Below are 15,265 nucleotides of genomic sequence, written 5' to 3'. Positions count from 1 at the left end.
ATTTAACCTAAATCGACAATAATCCTGATCTTCATATGTCACGATAACTACAATACATTTAAATAAGCGAGGATGATTATACGATGGCAATTAATCTGTCTAAAGGTCAAAAAATTGATTTGACTAAAACGAACCCAGGATTGACAAAAATCACAGTAGGCTTGGGCTGGGATACCAATAAGTACGATGGCGGAAAAGACTTTGACCTGGATGTATCGGTATTCTGTGCCAATGCCAACGGTAAAGTAGAAGGCGAGAAAAACTTCATCTTCTTCAACAATCCACAAAATGAAAATGGTTCTGTAGTTCACACAGGTGACAACCGTACAGGAGATGGCGATGGTGATGATGAGCAGATCAATATCGATCTGCCTAACGTACCCGCTAATGTAGAGAAAATTGCATTCTCCATTACGATCTACGAAGCTACGGAACGTAGCCAGAATTTCGGACAAGTCTCCCGTGCTTATGTGCGAATCGTTAATGAAGCAAACAACGAAGAACTGATTCGTTTCGACCTGGGAGAAGACTTCTCCATTGAAACGGGTGTAGTTGTTGGCGAGTTGTATCGTCATAACGGCGAATGGAAGTTCAGTGCCATCGGTAGTGGTTACCAGGATGGATTGGTTGGATTGACACGCGATTACGGTTTGCAATAGAACGTACAGAATGACTTACAGGATGGGAAGAACCGTCTCCTGGACGGTTCTCCTTTTTATTTAATCACATATCTTGGAAAGGTGGAAAAACAAATGACGATCAGTCTTGCCAAAGGACAACGTATTGACCTGACTAAGACGAATCCGGGCCTTACCCGTGTGGTAGTTGGTTTAGGTTGGGACACGAACAAATATAGTGGTGGAGTCGATTTTGACCTGGACGCTTCGGCTTTTTTGTTGTACGAAGATGGAAAAGCCAAAGGTACGGATGACTTTGTTTTTTACAACAATCCAAGCGGCGGTGCGGGTTCAGTGACACATACCGGTGACAATCGTACGGGTGAGGGTGACGGCGATGATGAGCAAGTTGTCGTTGACTTCAGCAAAATCCCTGCGCACATTCACCGGATCGGTATTACGGTAACCATCTATGATGGAGATGGACGAGGGCAGAATTTTGGACAAGTCTCCAATGCTTTTGTTCGTGTTGTAGATGCTGCAAGTGATCGGGAAGTGCTTCGTTTCGACCTTGGAGAAGACTACTCCACAGAAACAGCTGTAGTGTTCTGTGAGTTTTACCGTGCAGGTGCGGACTGGAAATTCCAGGCGGTCGGTAGCGGTTTTACGGGCGGACTATCTGCTTTATGCAAAAATTACGGACTGGATGCACAATAACTTGGCATAGAAAGGTGATTCTGCTATGGCGATTTCTGTCGTGAAGGGCCAGAAGAGTGATCTGACCAAAACCAATCCGGGCTTGTCCCGTCTAACGGTAGGCATTGGTTGGGAAGCAGCTTCCGGTGTGGAGCTGGATACATCAGCATTTCTTCTGGGTTCAGACAATAAAGTGGCTGGAGATGAGGACTTTATCTTCTATAACCAGCCTTCCACCTCGTTCATCACCTATATGGATGGTGGCCAGGTTGGTGGCGAGAAGAAACAGTTCGCCATCGATCTTGGCAAAATCCCTGCTCGAATTGAGAAAATCGCCTTCAGCTTGACGATTCATGACGGTGAAGCGCGGCGCCATCATTTTGGACAGGTTCAGCGTGGTTTTCTACGGTTTGCCAATGCAGCTACAGGTCAGGAAGTGATGAGATATGATCTGGGCAGCGGTTTTACAGTGGAGACCGCGATTGTCATCGGTGAATTGTATCGCCATAACGGAGAATGGAAGTTCAATGCCATAGGGTCGGGTTTTGCAGGTGGTTTGAATGCACTATGCGCTAACTTTGGTGTGGATGTAGATGGCGAATCAGACCCTGCGCCAACCACATCAACCGTTCCTCCGATAGCTGCACCGACTCCACCGCCCCCGGTACCCGTACCAGAGCCGACACCTTCTCCTGTGAATTCGATCAATTTCAGCAAAATTGAATTGAAGAAGAAGGGAGACACCATTAACCTCAAGAAAAATGCGGGGGGACTTGGTGAAATCCTGATTAACCTGAACTGGAATCAGCAGGGCAGCAAAGGTTTATTTGGTCGCAGCAAGAGTGTGGATCTGGACTTGGGTTGCCTGTTCGAGATGAAGGATGGTACACGAGATGTGATTCAGGCCTTGGGACAGACGTTTGGTTCACTGAACCGTTTCCCTTATATTGCACTAGATGGGGATGACCGGACGGGATCTGTTAAGACGGGAGAGAATCTGCGGATTAATGGTGCCCGTATCTCGGAAATTGAGCGCATTCTGGTCTTTACCTATATTTATGGTGGTGTGGCCAACTGGTCTCAAGTAGACGGTGTGGTAACTATCCAGCAGAAGGACGGCCCGGATATCATTGTCCGAATGAATGAATACGGGAGCCCGCTTGGCATGTGTGGGATCGCGATGTTACGCAATGTGAACAATGAGACATTCAGCATTGAACGAATCGTGCAGTTCTATAATGGGCATCAGGCGTTGGACGAGGCTCATGATTGGGGAATGCAGTGGGTAGCGGGAAGAAAGTAATCATTCGTATTTTAATCAATCCCTCCAGATTAGGAGGGATTGGTTTTTATGCCCCGACAGCTTGAATCAATTCATGCAGATTGGCTATTGCCAAAGGTGCGAGGAGGAGACAATCCTGAAATATTTCAACTTTTTGAGTCTGGAAGAAGAAGATACTTTATTTTTCTCTTCACCCGTCTCGTTCAATCACCGGACTTCCAAAGATTTACTGGCATATGCTGTTGGGGCTGCTTTATATATGCCCGCGACGCGCACTCATATCGCGGACGACATTATGAATGGTAAGCATGAAGGTCTGACGACTATTATTATTGATCTGGAGGACGCTGTGGGTGACGACCAAGTAGAGTTTGCTGAACAGTGTCTGGTGCAGCATCTAACTCAACTGATGACTTATATGGAGACAGGCATGCTCAGTCAGGATCGAATGCCTCTTCTGTTTGCCCGTGTACGTTCACCACAACAGTTGGAACGTCTGATGGATACTTTGGGAGAACTGGTATCCATGCTGACAGGTTTGGCGTTGCCCAAGTTTTGTGTGGGTAATGGAAGGGCCTATTTCGACCAGATCCGCAAGTATAATCAACGGAAACCGGATCATGTTCCCGTTCTCTATGGAATGCCTATATTGGAAACGGCTTCTATAATCTATCGGGAAACAAGATGGGAGACCTTGCTGGACCTTCGAAACATACTCGATGAAAATGAGGAATATGTGCTCAACGTTCGCATTGGTGCAACCGATTTCTCCAGCCTGTTTGGACTACGCCGAAGTCCAGAATTGACCATATACGATATCGCCACGATCCGTGACTGCATCTCGGATATCATCAATCTATTCGGAAGGATGGACAAGCCGTACGTGATCTCCGGTCCGGTATGGGAATATTTTAGCCAGCGGGAGCGCGTGTTCAAACCTCAATTACGACAGACACCATTCGAAGAAACCCTCGGTAAATCCGGGCTGCATCTGAGAATGAAATATATTACAAACACAATGGATGGATTGATGCGTGAAGTCATGATGGACAAGGAAAATGGAATTGTAGGCAAAACGATCATTCATCCTTCTCATATCAAGCCTGTACAAGCGATGTACGTTGTTACACATGAGGAATATTCCGATGCCCAAGACATCATAGCGCGCAATGACGGTAGCCTGGGTGTGTTCAAAAGTAATTACTACAACAAAATGAATGAGATTAAACCCCACTTGAGCTGGGCAAATCGCATTCTAATCCGATCACAAATATATGGGGTGTTACATGAACAGCAGCATTTTGTCGGGCTCTTGCCCAAACATGAACAACAACAAAACTACGTTCCCAATTCTTGATCAATTTAGTCTGAATGTTCAGGTTACACATAACCCGTTGCAACTTCCACTGGAATCACTATTTTCAATGGCTGCACGAATCAATAAGAAACGTTCATTTTTGTTTGTAAGCAAATTGCTGGGCAAGCACATCCCGGTTAACCCGTATACCTCGCTTCTGAGCGGGGCGGCATTGGCTGTTCTGTTATATGAGCACCTTACTGAAAACACGGAAGAGACACAAGATCAGATTATTGAATTGAAACGTGAGATGGTCAAGGGTCTGATTGATCCCCAGCAAGCCCGGCAAGTGTACAACATGCTGTTGCAAGAAAAGTTGAGTTTGCCGGAAACAATTCGTTTTGTTGGTTTTGCGGAGACAGCTACAGCGCTAGGCCACAGCATGTACGAGATGTTTGCTGATCATGCTTCCTACATTCATACCACTCGTGAATATGTGCCAGCGATGCATCCGGATATTCAATTTGAAGAAGAGCATTCCCACGCGATGTCTCATCGTTGTTATGCGTGGGATCATGAAGCCTTTGCAGGAGAGGGCCCGATTGTGCTGGTGGACGATGAGATTACGACGGGCAAAACAACGTTGAATATCATTCGGGATATCCAGGCCAGTTATCCCCGGAAGCAATATGTGATTGCTTCACTGCTGGATTGGCGCAAGGAAGCAGATGAGCTCCGTTTTGCCGAGCTGGAAGCTGAGCTGGGAATTACAATTACTCCGTTAAGCCTGTTGAAGGGCCGCATTGAAGTGGCGGGGACTCCGCAGTTGGAAGCAACACAGCAAGATGAGAAGCTGCCCCAACATGCCGTAACGTTTCAGATATCTACTGTTGCCGATGCCTTTGATCAACTTCATGCTACTTCGGAGGATGGCGAAGGTAAACGTAGCACAGCGAGCTACGTCCAGCTTACGGGCAGGTTTGGTATGCAATCCCGGCATAATGGCGTATTACGTCAGGAGATTAGCCGGATTGCAGAACGACTTCAGTCCCAGCGTACGGGAGAACGGACGTTGGTGATGGGGACAGGAGAGTTCATGTATATTCCGATGCGTATTGCTGCTGAGATGGGAGAAGGCGTGTTATATCAATCCACTACTCGCAGTCCAATCCATACACATCCGGCTCCAGGATATGCTGTTCGAAGTGGCGCTGGATATGCCTCACCGGAAGACGCGTCCGTCCGCAACTTTATCTACAACATCGCCCCGGGACAATATGATGAGATTTTTGTTCTGCTGGAGAGACAGATGTCCGAACAACGAATGGAACCGATGGTGAAGGTACTGAAGCAGCTGGGATGCGGGCACATTCATATTGTATACTGCGGGTTGCCAGAGAAGACAGGGGACAACGAGCAATGAACTTAACTACACTGGAGCTAATCAGACAACGTAAAATTCAGTCTCCCGAACCGATGGGTAGTTATGCTGCATCGGACGTTGTTTTCCTATTAAAGGATATCAGCCATGTTGATCTGGAAAAGGGAACGGGTGAACGGGAGCAGGCGATCCAGTCCGGGGTTCATTATTCGGAAATGCTGCCTGTGGAATATCAGCCCACAACAGAATACATCGAGCTGTTCCATCAGACGCTGGAACACTCCGCTGCAAGAATCGCACTTCATACCGCCATCGTGGCTGAGAAGATCGTAAAGCGCAGGGGACTCGATCTTGTTCTGGTATCACTGGCTCGAGCGGGAACCCCCATTGGCATTCTCATCAAGCGTTATATTGAATTGAAGTACAAGGTGACGATTCCGCATTACAGCATTTCTATTATTCGTGGCAAAGGAATGGATGAGAACGCAATTTTATATATTTTACAGCAGCATGGATTGGAAACAGCCATTCAGTTTGTAGACGGTTGGACCGGCAAAGGGGCCATTCGTAAGGTACTGAAGGAATCCTGTGACCATATGAAGCAGGTATACGGTGTAAGTCTGGATGATGATCTTGCCGTGTTGGCTGATCCGGGACAATGCTCAGGAACTTTTGGGACAAGAGAAGATTATCTCATTCCTAGTGCTTGTCTGAATTCCACCGTCTCGGGACTGGTGAGTCGTACAGTACTTCGCGATGACCTGATTGGGCCGACAGATTTTCACGGGGCCAAATGGTATCGGGAATGGTCCTCTGCAGATGTGTCGACCCAATACGTAGATACCATCACTCAGTATTTTCCGCAGATGATGGACCAAGCGGTGATTAGTATGGATAACCATGCTACCGGTACTTCGGAAATCACCTGGAAAGGCTGGCAGGATATTGAGTCCATCCAGCAATCCTTTGGTATTGCGAACATCAATCTGATCAAACCCGGAATCGGGGAAACAACCCGAGTTTTATTGCGCCGGGTCCCATGGAAAATTCTCGTCAACCGATTGGATAATAAGGATCTACAACATATCATGATGCTCGCCAGAGACAGAAATGTGCCGGTTGAGGTATATCCGGGACTAACCTATTCCTGTTGCGGTATTATTCAATCCCTGGGAGGTGGAGGAGAATGATGATCTACGCAAGTGATCTGGACCAGACGCTGGTGTACTCCCGTCGTGCGCTCCGTATTCCCGAAGATACACCGGGACTTGTTCCCGCAGAGTGGATTAACGGCAAGTTGTCCGCTTTTATGTCAGCCTATGCACTGGAGCGGTTGCAGTCTTTGCCACAAGAAATTGTATTTATGCCTGTGACGACACGAACCGTGGAGCAGTACCGGCGCATTCATATTTTTCAGACCGAATGTATTCCGAAATATGCAGTGACGAGCAATGGTGGCAACATCATTGTCGACGGTCAGGTAGATGACGAATGGAATCGGCATATTCGTTCTTTGCTTCGCCAGCAGGCAGCCACTCCCGAAGAGATCCTGGATTTATTTGATGATGTACTGAGCCCGGAATGGGTGATTAACCAGCGATTGTGTGATGAGCTGTTCTTTGCATTGCTAATCGAACGTGACAAGCTTCCAATGGAGCGCATTGCCGAGAAAATTCGGGTGTTAGAGACGCTAGGATGGGAGAGTTCGATTCAGGGTCGGAAGCTCTATCTGGTGCCTTCGGCCGTGAACAAACGAGCTGCAGTGGAGCACATTAAGCAACGCATTGGCGATGTGCCTGTGATTGCTTCGGGCGATTCCTTGCTGGATCGCTGTTTGTTGGACTTTGCGCAGCATGCCATTGCTCCGTCCCACGGAGAGTTACATGTGGAGAGACAGCGTGTACCTGAGCAAGTACCGTATCGATTTACGGAACAATTCGGTGCATTTGCAGCGGATGAGATTCTCGATTACGTTCACCGTATTTATAACGATCAACAGATCCAGATAGACCATGCTGTGATAAGGGAGACCGTATAAATGAAAAAAATGAAGATTTACTTCAACCGTTGGTTCTCTGTAACGTATCATTATATGAATGCGATTCGGGACAATGAGGATGGCATGGAATTTGAGATCTACGGTACTCATCCTGATCCGGGACACATGGCATTACAGGGCTGTGATGTTGCAGAAGTCGAACCGCGTGTAACGGGCAGGGAATATGTTGATTTTTGCCTCGACTTTTGCCGTCGTCATGAGATTGATGTGTTTATTCCGCGGTGGAACATGCTGGACATCAGCAGACATATCTCCCTGTTCGAAGAGATCGGTACACGGGTTATCGTATGCTCGGACACGGAATTGCTGGAGCAATTGATGGAGAAAGACCGGTTCTATGAATCGGTGCGTGAGAAAGGCATTATGGAGATTCCGGATTATTTCACGGTTAATAATGCCGCCCAATTCCAGCAAGCCTATGAGGCGCTGCGTGCACGTGGACATGATGTATGCTTCAAACCATGTAATGGTGAGGGCGGCATGGGATTCCGGGTGATTAACAATGAGCGTGATCCGTTGCAGGAGTTGTTCGGATATGCACTTAACTCTATTTCGTATGAAGATGCCCTGCGTGCTTTTTCTTCTGCTCCGTCCTTTCCCAACGTCATGGTGATGGAGGTACTGGAAGGATATGAATACAGCATTGATTGTCTTTCGGATCGCCATGGGAAACTTATAACGGCTATTCCGCGTAGAAAAGAAAGAGGACGTTTGCGCTTGCTCGAAGAAAACGAGGAATTGCTGGCGATTGCCCGCAATGTGGCAGAGGTATATCGGATTCCATATAATTTTAATATACAGATGAAATATCGCAAGGATACACCGAAGCTGCTGGAGATCAATCCGCGTATGTCGGGTGGGTTGCACATGTCTTGTCTGTCGGGCGTGAACTTCCCGTATCTGGCGGTCAAGTCTGCACTTGGCCATGATATTGGACCACTTCATCCGAAGTTTGGCATACTGGGAAGTCATATCGAACAGCCATTTATAATCGACGTTCAGAAGGTAAGCGGAGTACACCACGTCTAGCTGAGAATTTCCCTCAACATTGACACCTTCTGGATGGTTTTTTTACAATACGGATATGTGTTGTTAAGGCAGGAGGACAAGTAATGTTACGGAAAACGAAGATAGGTATAGGCGCATTGGTCGGTTATGGTCTCGCGGCCATCTCGAGTCCCTTTCTACCGGATGTCATCACGTGGGCAATTCCGGCACTGGCAACTGTGGTCGGGGGACTGATTCCTTCACGTTCCACGCCACGTACACAGGTCCAGGGTTCGTCATCATCCCCTGTACCCATTACAGATATCGGAAATGAACCATCCCGCTTGAATGGTGGACAAGCGCCGAGCGCAGTGCCAACAGGGGCAAGAGAAGCTTCTCCGGCACAGCCTCATTCGAGCTCCACTCCCGCACAACATGCGGACTCAGAACAAGCGAAGCCTTCCCGCACCGTACCAGATCCTGTATTTGATCCGGTGATTGAATACCTGGAGGTTCTGGAGGACATGATCATCTCCGAAGGTCAGAAGAACGAGCTGGATAATGAGATCGTGGAGAAATCACTGGCTTTGTTTGCCCGTCTGCAGCGTGTGATTCCTTCTCTTCAGGAGCTGAACAACGGGGATATCAACCATACGGTGCGCAGACTGATTTTGAAAGACCTGAACGGGTTTATTAATCCATTTCTACGGTTGAGCGGAGAAGCCAAACGGAACAATCGCCGTATGCTACTGAATGGTCTTCGAGACGTGGATTCCAAGATATCGGATATTGTATCAACGATTGAACATAAAGACTTAATGGAGCTCCAGAACAAAGCGGAACTAATACATCAACGGTATAACAGCTCTGAATTATAGGAGGGATTGGCATGGCAACGGAATGGGCTCAGTTGAAGCAGGAAGATGAGCAACGGATTAACCAGGAAGCAACGCAGCTTATTCAGAAAGTGTCCCAAAGTGACCCGGCTCATCTGGATACCTTAATGGATGATATCGGCAAGTTGGGTGTGAAAACACAAGAGAGAGCAGGACAGACTCTCAAGCTGCTTGATCGTCCAGTCAATGAACTGATGTCCGGGAATCGGGCAGAGGTATCCAACATGATCCTGAAGCTCCGTGATGAATGTGAGAGTCTGCAGCAGAGTAAAAATGTGAGTTTTGTCGGGAAGTTGTTACGTAAAAGCCCGCTGAAAAACTACGTATATCGTTATCAATCTGTTCGCACGAACATTGATGCCATCATTAACGGGTTGCGGGACGGCAAGGACAACCTGGAAGAAAGCATCGTGAACATGCGTCAATTGAAACGTTCTTCCATTCAGGAGATCTACAATCTGCAGACCAAAATTTCCTTTGGTAATCAGTTAAAAGCTTTGTTTGAAACCGAGATCGCCAAGCCTGAGAACGAGAATCGTAAAGCACATCTGGAGCGTGGGTTGCGCAAAGTGGTAACACGTACCCAATCCATGACAGAGATGATCATGCTGTACAATCAGGCGATCGCAGCTACCGACATCATTAACGATAACAATGACAAGCTGATTGATTCAGTGAATAATGCCATTGATAAAACGGCGAATCTGATCACCGTTTCCGCCATGATTGCGATGGCACTTAATGATCAGGAGAAGGTCATTTCTGCTGTGGAAGCGACCAATAAGACAATTGAAGATCAATTCAAGGAAAACGCCAGATTGCTGAAAACAACAACAGAGAAAACGAATGAGTTGTTGTCCAAACCGGCCATGTCCCTTGAAGCAGTCAATCAGGCGATGGGTGATCTGATGTCTGCGCTGGATCTGTCCGAGCAGTCGAATCGCCGTATCATTGAAAGCTGTAATGACTACACCAACAAGATGACAACCCTTAACGCTAAAATGAGCGATCGACTGGGTCTGGAAGGGCCGAAAGCTGCTGCCATTCCGGAGAAAAACAAACCGGATTCCAGTGCATTAGGATCTTTCCTGGATTAGGGTAATAGGGCGAGACTCGCTGCATAAGCCAGGAGATTGCTAGATGTATATCTTTCTACGAGGGACGCCGAGTGCGTCTCTTTGTTTCATTTGATAGAATAAAGCTAAAATCTGGGGTTATACGAAGGAGCTTGCTGAACATGTTGGACTTTTCATTCGAGATTATTGATGAGACCAAGATTAATATTCAATACAAATATGGCAGTGAGTTCTTTAACTTTAACCTGTATTATGCAAATGGAGAGTGGACACTGCATCCATTTGACGGCATACTGATCCAAAACCGTGAAATGTGCAGTCTGATTGTATCTGAACTGCTCCGTAACAAAGATTTTCATGTCATGCTGGCCAAAGAGAAAATCATTTTATCCCAACTACGTACGAGTGTTAATCTCCAGTCCAATGAGCCGGATGAATGGGTTGCAGATCGGAGAAACTCAGATTATTCCAGACATGATGATGAGTTGATGGATTACATAGGGAACCACAGTTTCGAAGAAATATTGCAGCTTGAGCGAGAACAGATTGAGGCCAGAGTGCAATTCTTCCAACAGATCATTCAGAGAATGTTTATGGAGGGGCTTGGACCGGAAGATGCTGATTTTATCAAAGTTCAGGCCGTGATACGGATATATAAGGAGACGTACGATCGCCTGGGCGAGTTGAATGATGACTACCGGGGTGATCGTGGACGCAGAAGATGGTAGTGAACATCTCGCTTGGTATGTAAACAGATAACTATATTTCTGCAAAGTTAGGCAGATGACCTGAGTGCAGATATGCATTTCTTTTTGACCTGAAATATGTCTGTGAGCGGGCGAGCTGTAAGAACTTAACTAGCGTGGGGAAGGGAGACCTTCCTTTTTTTACTGCCAAAATGAAGAGAAGTTTATTGTATTGGGAAAAGTAGGGTAATAAGAATAGAAGCGGCATTGTAAAATACGCTATAATAACCATATGTGTACATAGAAATGATTACATATTGGACGCTGTGGAGAAAACAACATGTCTAATGGAGGCTCTGAGCTGGAACGTGTTATTGGTTTAGGGTGCTCCGAGCCGGAGGAATGCTTATGATCAAGCTGTTGTACTACTTGAAGAAGTACCGAGTTGCCGCGATTGCAGCCCTGGTCATGATGTTAATTGAGCTTGCGGTGGAGCTGGCTCAGCCTTATCTGATCTCCAAGATCATCGATAACGGTATTCAGCAGGGAGACCTGTCTGTCGTCTGGTTGTGGGGTGGTGTGCTAGTTGGCAGTGCTGTCGTGGCTTTTGCTGCCGGAATTGCCAGTTCGTTCTTTGCATCCCATGCGAGCCTGGGGTTTGGATACGATCTGCGGGAGAAGTTGTATGAGAAAGTGCAAACGTTCTCTTATGCCGTCTTTAACCGATTCGCGACGTCGTCCCTGATTACCCGATTAACGGGGGATGTGACCCAGGTTCAGGACACAGTCTTCATGAGTCTGCGCTTCATGACACGTGTACCGCTGGTGGTCATTGGCAGCATGATTATGGCAGTCATCGTGAATCCGAGGTTGGGTTTGCTGCTGGTTGTCATGGTGCCTGTACTGCTCATTGTTGTGGTGTGGATGATTAAAAAGGCAGCGCTGCTGTTCCGCAATGTGCAGCGCAGACTGGATGCCGTCAATGGAGTCATCCAGGAGAATCTGACAGGCATCCGGCTGATCCGTGTTTTCGTACGGATGGGCCATGAGATTGAACGCTTTGCCGGATTCAGCGGCAAGCTGATGAAAGGCACGATCTCCGCGCTGCGCCTGACGGAGACCACGATGCCGTTCATGCTGCTGATGATGAACGTATGTATCATCGCCGTGTTATGGTTTGGACGAGTCGACATCGCCTCGGGTAATGCAACCGTGGGTGAAGTGGTCGCCGTCATTAACTATCTGCTTCGCACAATTGGTGCCATGTCTGCATTGTCATGGATTCTGGTAACCTTCTCGAGAGCAAGCGCTTCGGCGCAACGGCTGAATGAAGTGTTTAATACGGAGGACACGTCGGAGACTGAACAGACGAAGTCGTTATCAACGTCTGCACCATCTGCTGGATCTATGAAATCTTTGCATTTTCCGCAATCTGTATACCCGGCGAAGAAACAGCGCGCTGTGCAAGGAGCGGTTGAATTCCGCAGTGTAGGTTTCAGTTATCCCAATAGTGAAATTACAGTACTGGATAACATCACATTCTCGGCAAAAGCGGGGGAACGCATTGCCATTATGGGAGCAACTGGCTCAGGCAAATCCTCGCTCGTACAGCTTATTCCGCGGTTATACACAGAGGATCAAGGAAAGGTGCGGATTGATGGTGCCGATGCATCAGAGCTGGATCTGTCCATGTTGCGTGGTGCGATTGGTTATGTGCCGCAGGAGGTTGTCCTGTTTACCGGTTCCATAAGGGAGAATATTGCCTGGGGTCAGGAAGATGCTACCTTGGATGAGATCGTGGAAGCGGCTAAGCGCGCGCAGATCCATGAAACAATTGAGAATTTACCAAACGGTTATGATACATTGCTCGGTCAACGGGGAGTGAATCTCTCCGGTGGACAGAAGCAGCGACTTTCCATTGCACGAGCACTGGTACGTAGACCAAGAATTCTGATTCTGGACGATAGCACAAGTGCGCTGGATGTGGCTACAGAAGGCAGACTGCTCGATGCGCTGGAGGAATTGTCGTGTACCACGTTTATCATCACCCAGAAGATCAGTTCAACCACTTCGGCGGACCTGATTCTGCTGCTTGATGATGGACAACTCATTGGGCAAGGAAAACATGAAGACCTGATGGAATCGTCAGAGCTGTATCGTCGAATCCATGAATCACAATACGGGGAGGGTGCACAGCATGTTCAAAGCATTCATTGAGCCTTTCCGTCAGCCGCCACCGCCGATTGATCCGGAGACGTTACGATCAGGTGGTGGTCGCAAACCCAAGGCACGGGCGAAGAACTGGTCCGGTACGCTAGGTCGGATATGGACCTATCTGGCACGGCGCAAGGTTAAGCTGTCCATGGTACTGTTGATGGTGTTTGCCAGTTCCGCACTCGCTTTGCTTGGCCCCTACATGGTGGGGGTGGCCGTGGATGATTTCATCGCGGGGGAAGCCGGCGCAAGCTGGACGCGGTTTCTGATTGGATTAACCGCAGTGTACGTCTTGTTCTCTCTTACATCCTGGTTACAAAATATATGGATGATCGAAATTGCACAGGAAACCGTGTTCCGCATGCGGTATGATCTGTTCTCCCATCTGCACAAGCTGCCGATTCCATTCTTCGGTAAACGCCAGCAGGGTGAGATTATGAGCCGGGTGACCAATGATATCGAGAATGTCAGCGGTACGTTGAACAGCTCAGCGATCCAGATTTTCTCAAGTGTATTAACGCTGCTCGGAACGTTTGGGGTTATGCTCTGGCTCAGCCCACTACTGACCCTGCTTACCTTTATCGTTGTGCCTTTGATGGCCATTGGTATGCGTTGGATTACACGTAGAACGGGACCACTCTTCAAGGAGCGGCAGCGCAATCTCGGTGAGCTTAACGGTTACATCGAAGAGACTTTATCAGGCCAGCGGATCATTAAGGCATTCTCGCAAGAGGAGCGGGTGATTCGCGGTTTTGAGGAACGGAATACCCGCATCCGGATTTCCGGTTTCTGGGCACAGACCATCTCCGGTTTTATTCCGAAACTGATGAATGGATTGAATAACCTGAGCTTTGCGATTGTGGCGGGCATCGGTGGTATTCTGGCGATTCAAGGTTCCGTTACGGTCGGGGTGATTATTATCTTTGTGGAATATGCCCGTCAATTCACCCGCCCTTTGAATGATCTGGCGAACCAGTGGAATACGTTATTGTCCGCGATTGCGGGAGCTGAGCGCGTATTCGAGGTGCTGGACGAAGATGAGGAAGCGAAGGACGAAGGGGCAGCGGTATCTCTGGATAAGGTGGAGGGAGCCGTTCGTTTCGACAAGGTATCCTTTGGATACGATGAAGGACGTAACATTTTGCATGACATCAGCTTTGAAGCCAAACCGGGTGAGATGATTGCTCTTGTAGGTCCGACCGGAGCGGGGAAAACAACATTGATTCAGCTGTTATCCCGTTTCTATGATCCGACAGGTGGAACATTAACGGTAGATGGTCGTGATATGACCACCATTCGACGTGAGAATCTGCGGTCTCATATGGCGTTTGTGCTTCAGGATTCATTCCTGTTTCAGGGTACGATCCGGGAAAATATTCGGTTTGGCCGTCTGGACGCAACGGATGAAGAGGTGGAAGCAGCCTCCCGGCTGGCGAATGCCCATTCCTTCATTGTGCGAATGAAGGACGGGTACGACAAAGTGCTCCAGGCTGATGGGAGCGGCATTAGTCAGGGGCAGAAACAATTACTCGCCATTGCTCGGGCAATCTTGGCAGATCCATCTATACTCGTACTGGACGAAGCAACGAGCAGTATTGATACCGTCACAGAGATCAAAATTCAGGAAGGGCTGCAACGTCTGATGCAGGGACGAACCAGCTTTGTCATTGCTCACAGGCTGAACACGATCCGTCAGGCCGACCGAATTCTGGTGCTGAAGGATGGGCATCTACTGGAGCAAGGCTCGCATGACGCGCTGTTGGAACAAGGCGGTTTCTACAGCGAGCTGTATTACAGCCAGTTGCGTAAGAAGGCACAATAAGGCGCAATAAGGCAATGAGGTGCAGTAAGGGAAGGCAACGTGACGAAGGAATACAGGAATTGGTCCTGCTGACGATTCCTTTGCGCTCAAGTTTGGGAAATGACTTCAGCAGTACCTTTTATTCTGGTGAGGACGTTAACGTGGACAAGGCTCAATATTGACCAAAGGATTGGAGACCCGGACGGGGCCCCAATCCTTCTTTTATATGTGCGATATGAAATGGAGATCGTTCGCGGATGTCATATAGTCAAC

General features: G+C 48.0%; 13 protein-coding genes. All 13 read left to right on the top strand.

What is annotated here, in order from left to right; translation table 11 throughout:
• The first annotated feature begins 83 nt into the window (after positions 1-83).
• The 13 genes from AB4111_RS25715 to AB4111_RS25655 all read left to right on the top strand — a co-directional run bounded on the left by AB4111_RS25715 (position 84) and on the right by AB4111_RS25655 (position 15,013).
• Positions 84-659: a TerD family protein gene (locus AB4111_RS25715; protein ID WP_091015801.1), complete on the top strand. Its 576-nt coding sequence runs from the start codon at positions 84-86 to the stop codon at positions 657-659.
• A gap of 93 nt (positions 660-752) precedes the next feature.
• Entirely contained in the window at positions 753-1,334 is a 582-nt protein-coding gene (locus AB4111_RS25710; protein ID WP_036606267.1) for a TerD family protein, read from the top strand.
• Between the two features lie 25 nt (positions 1,335-1,359).
• Complete coding sequence (locus tag AB4111_RS25705) at positions 1,360-2,616, top strand: TerD family protein (RefSeq protein ID WP_442033748.1); 1,257 nt, start codon at positions 1,360-1,362, stop codon at positions 2,614-2,616.
• 115 nt (positions 2,617-2,731) lie between these two features.
• Positions 2,732-3,952: an HpcH/HpaI aldolase/citrate lyase family protein gene (locus AB4111_RS25700; protein WP_442033950.1), complete on the top strand. Its 1,221-nt coding sequence runs from the start codon at positions 2,732-2,734 to the stop codon at positions 3,950-3,952.
• 67 nt (positions 3,953-4,019) lie between these two features.
• Positions 4,020-5,315: a phosphoribosyltransferase family protein gene (locus tag AB4111_RS25695; protein WP_442033948.1), complete on the top strand. Its 1,296-nt coding sequence runs from the start codon at positions 4,020-4,022 to the stop codon at positions 5,313-5,315.
• Positions 5,312-6,463, top strand: a complete 1,152-nt coding sequence (locus AB4111_RS25690; protein ID WP_442033747.1) for a cysteine protease StiP family protein — start codon at positions 5,312-5,314, stop codon at positions 6,461-6,463. Before AB4111_RS25695 ends, AB4111_RS25690 begins: the two co-directional genes overlap by 4 nt.
• Positions 6,463-7,311: an HAD family hydrolase gene (locus AB4111_RS25685; protein WP_442033946.1), complete on the top strand. Its 849-nt coding sequence runs from the start codon at positions 6,463-6,465 to the stop codon at positions 7,309-7,311. Before AB4111_RS25690 ends, AB4111_RS25685 begins: the two co-directional genes overlap by 1 nt.
• Positions 7,312-8,361, top strand: coding sequence for an ATP-grasp domain-containing protein (locus AB4111_RS25680; RefSeq protein WP_442033746.1), 1,050 nt, complete (start codon positions 7,312-7,314; stop codon positions 8,359-8,361).
• A gap of 83 nt (positions 8,362-8,444) precedes the next feature.
• Positions 8,445-9,197, top strand: a complete 753-nt coding sequence (locus AB4111_RS25675; protein ID WP_442033745.1) for a hypothetical protein — start codon at positions 8,445-8,447, stop codon at positions 9,195-9,197.
• An 11-nt stretch (positions 9,198-9,208) separates the two neighbouring features.
• A complete protein-coding gene (locus AB4111_RS25670) occupies positions 9,209-10,312 on the top strand; it encodes a toxic anion resistance protein (RefSeq protein WP_036606281.1) in 1,104 nt (367 codons plus the stop codon).
• 140 nt (positions 10,313-10,452) lie between these two features.
• The gene (locus AB4111_RS25665; protein WP_442033744.1) at positions 10,453-11,019 is read left to right on the top strand and encodes a hypothetical protein; all 567 of its coding nucleotides are present in this window, start codon (positions 10,453-10,455) and stop codon (positions 11,017-11,019) included.
• A gap of 366 nt (positions 11,020-11,385) precedes the next feature.
• Positions 11,386-13,194: an ABC transporter ATP-binding protein gene (locus AB4111_RS25660; RefSeq protein WP_442033743.1), complete on the top strand. Its 1,809-nt coding sequence runs from the start codon at positions 11,386-11,388 to the stop codon at positions 13,192-13,194.
• Positions 13,175-15,013 carry an ABC transporter ATP-binding protein gene (locus tag AB4111_RS25655; protein ID WP_347399694.1) on the top strand — a complete coding sequence of 613 codons (1,839 nt, stop codon included), beginning with the start codon at positions 13,175-13,177 and terminating at the stop codon, positions 15,011-15,013. The genes AB4111_RS25660 and AB4111_RS25655 overlap by 20 nt, the downstream gene beginning before the upstream one ends.
• Positions 15,014-15,265: the final 252 nt, after the last annotated feature.

It is taken from the genome of Paenibacillus sp. 2KB_22 (assembly GCF_052115745.1).
GTDB lineage: Bacteria > Bacillota > Bacilli > Paenibacillales > Paenibacillaceae > Paenibacillus.
This window is presented reverse-complemented; position numbering and strand designations above follow the sequence as displayed.

What these genes read in the sequence shown, in the direction of transcription:
- AB4111_RS25715 (WP_091015801.1), top strand. Translation starts at nt 84, where the DNA reads ATGGCAATTAATCTGTCTAAAGGTCAAAAAATTGATTTGACTAAAACG.
- AB4111_RS25710 (WP_036606267.1), top strand. Translation starts at nt 753, where the DNA reads ATGACGATCAGTCTTGCCAAAGGACAACGTATTGACCTGACTAAGACG.
- AB4111_RS25705 (WP_442033748.1), top strand. Translation starts at nt 1,360, where the DNA reads ATGGCGATTTCTGTCGTGAAGGGCCAGAAGAGTGATCTGACCAAAACC.
- AB4111_RS25695 (WP_442033948.1), top strand. Translation starts at nt 4,020, where the DNA reads ATGGCTGCACGAATCAATAAGAAACGTTCATTTTTGTTTGTAAGCAAA.
- AB4111_RS25690 (WP_442033747.1), top strand. Translation starts at nt 5,312, where the DNA reads ATGAACTTAACTACACTGGAGCTAATCAGACAACGTAAAATTCAGTCT.
- AB4111_RS25685 (WP_442033946.1), top strand. Translation starts at nt 6,463, where the DNA reads ATGATCTACGCAAGTGATCTGGACCAGACGCTGGTGTACTCCCGTCGT.
- AB4111_RS25680 (WP_442033746.1), top strand. Translation starts at nt 7,312, where the DNA reads ATGAAAAAAATGAAGATTTACTTCAACCGTTGGTTCTCTGTAACGTAT.
- AB4111_RS25675 (WP_442033745.1), top strand. Translation starts at nt 8,445, where the DNA reads ATGTTACGGAAAACGAAGATAGGTATAGGCGCATTGGTCGGTTATGGT.
- AB4111_RS25670 (WP_036606281.1), top strand. Translation starts at nt 9,209, where the DNA reads ATGGCAACGGAATGGGCTCAGTTGAAGCAGGAAGATGAGCAACGGATT.
- AB4111_RS25665 (WP_442033744.1), top strand. Translation starts at nt 10,453, where the DNA reads ATGTTGGACTTTTCATTCGAGATTATTGATGAGACCAAGATTAATATT.
- AB4111_RS25660 (WP_442033743.1), top strand. Translation starts at nt 11,386, where the DNA reads ATGATCAAGCTGTTGTACTACTTGAAGAAGTACCGAGTTGCCGCGATT.
- AB4111_RS25655 (WP_347399694.1), top strand. Translation starts at nt 13,175, where the DNA reads ATGTTCAAAGCATTCATTGAGCCTTTCCGTCAGCCGCCACCGCCGATT.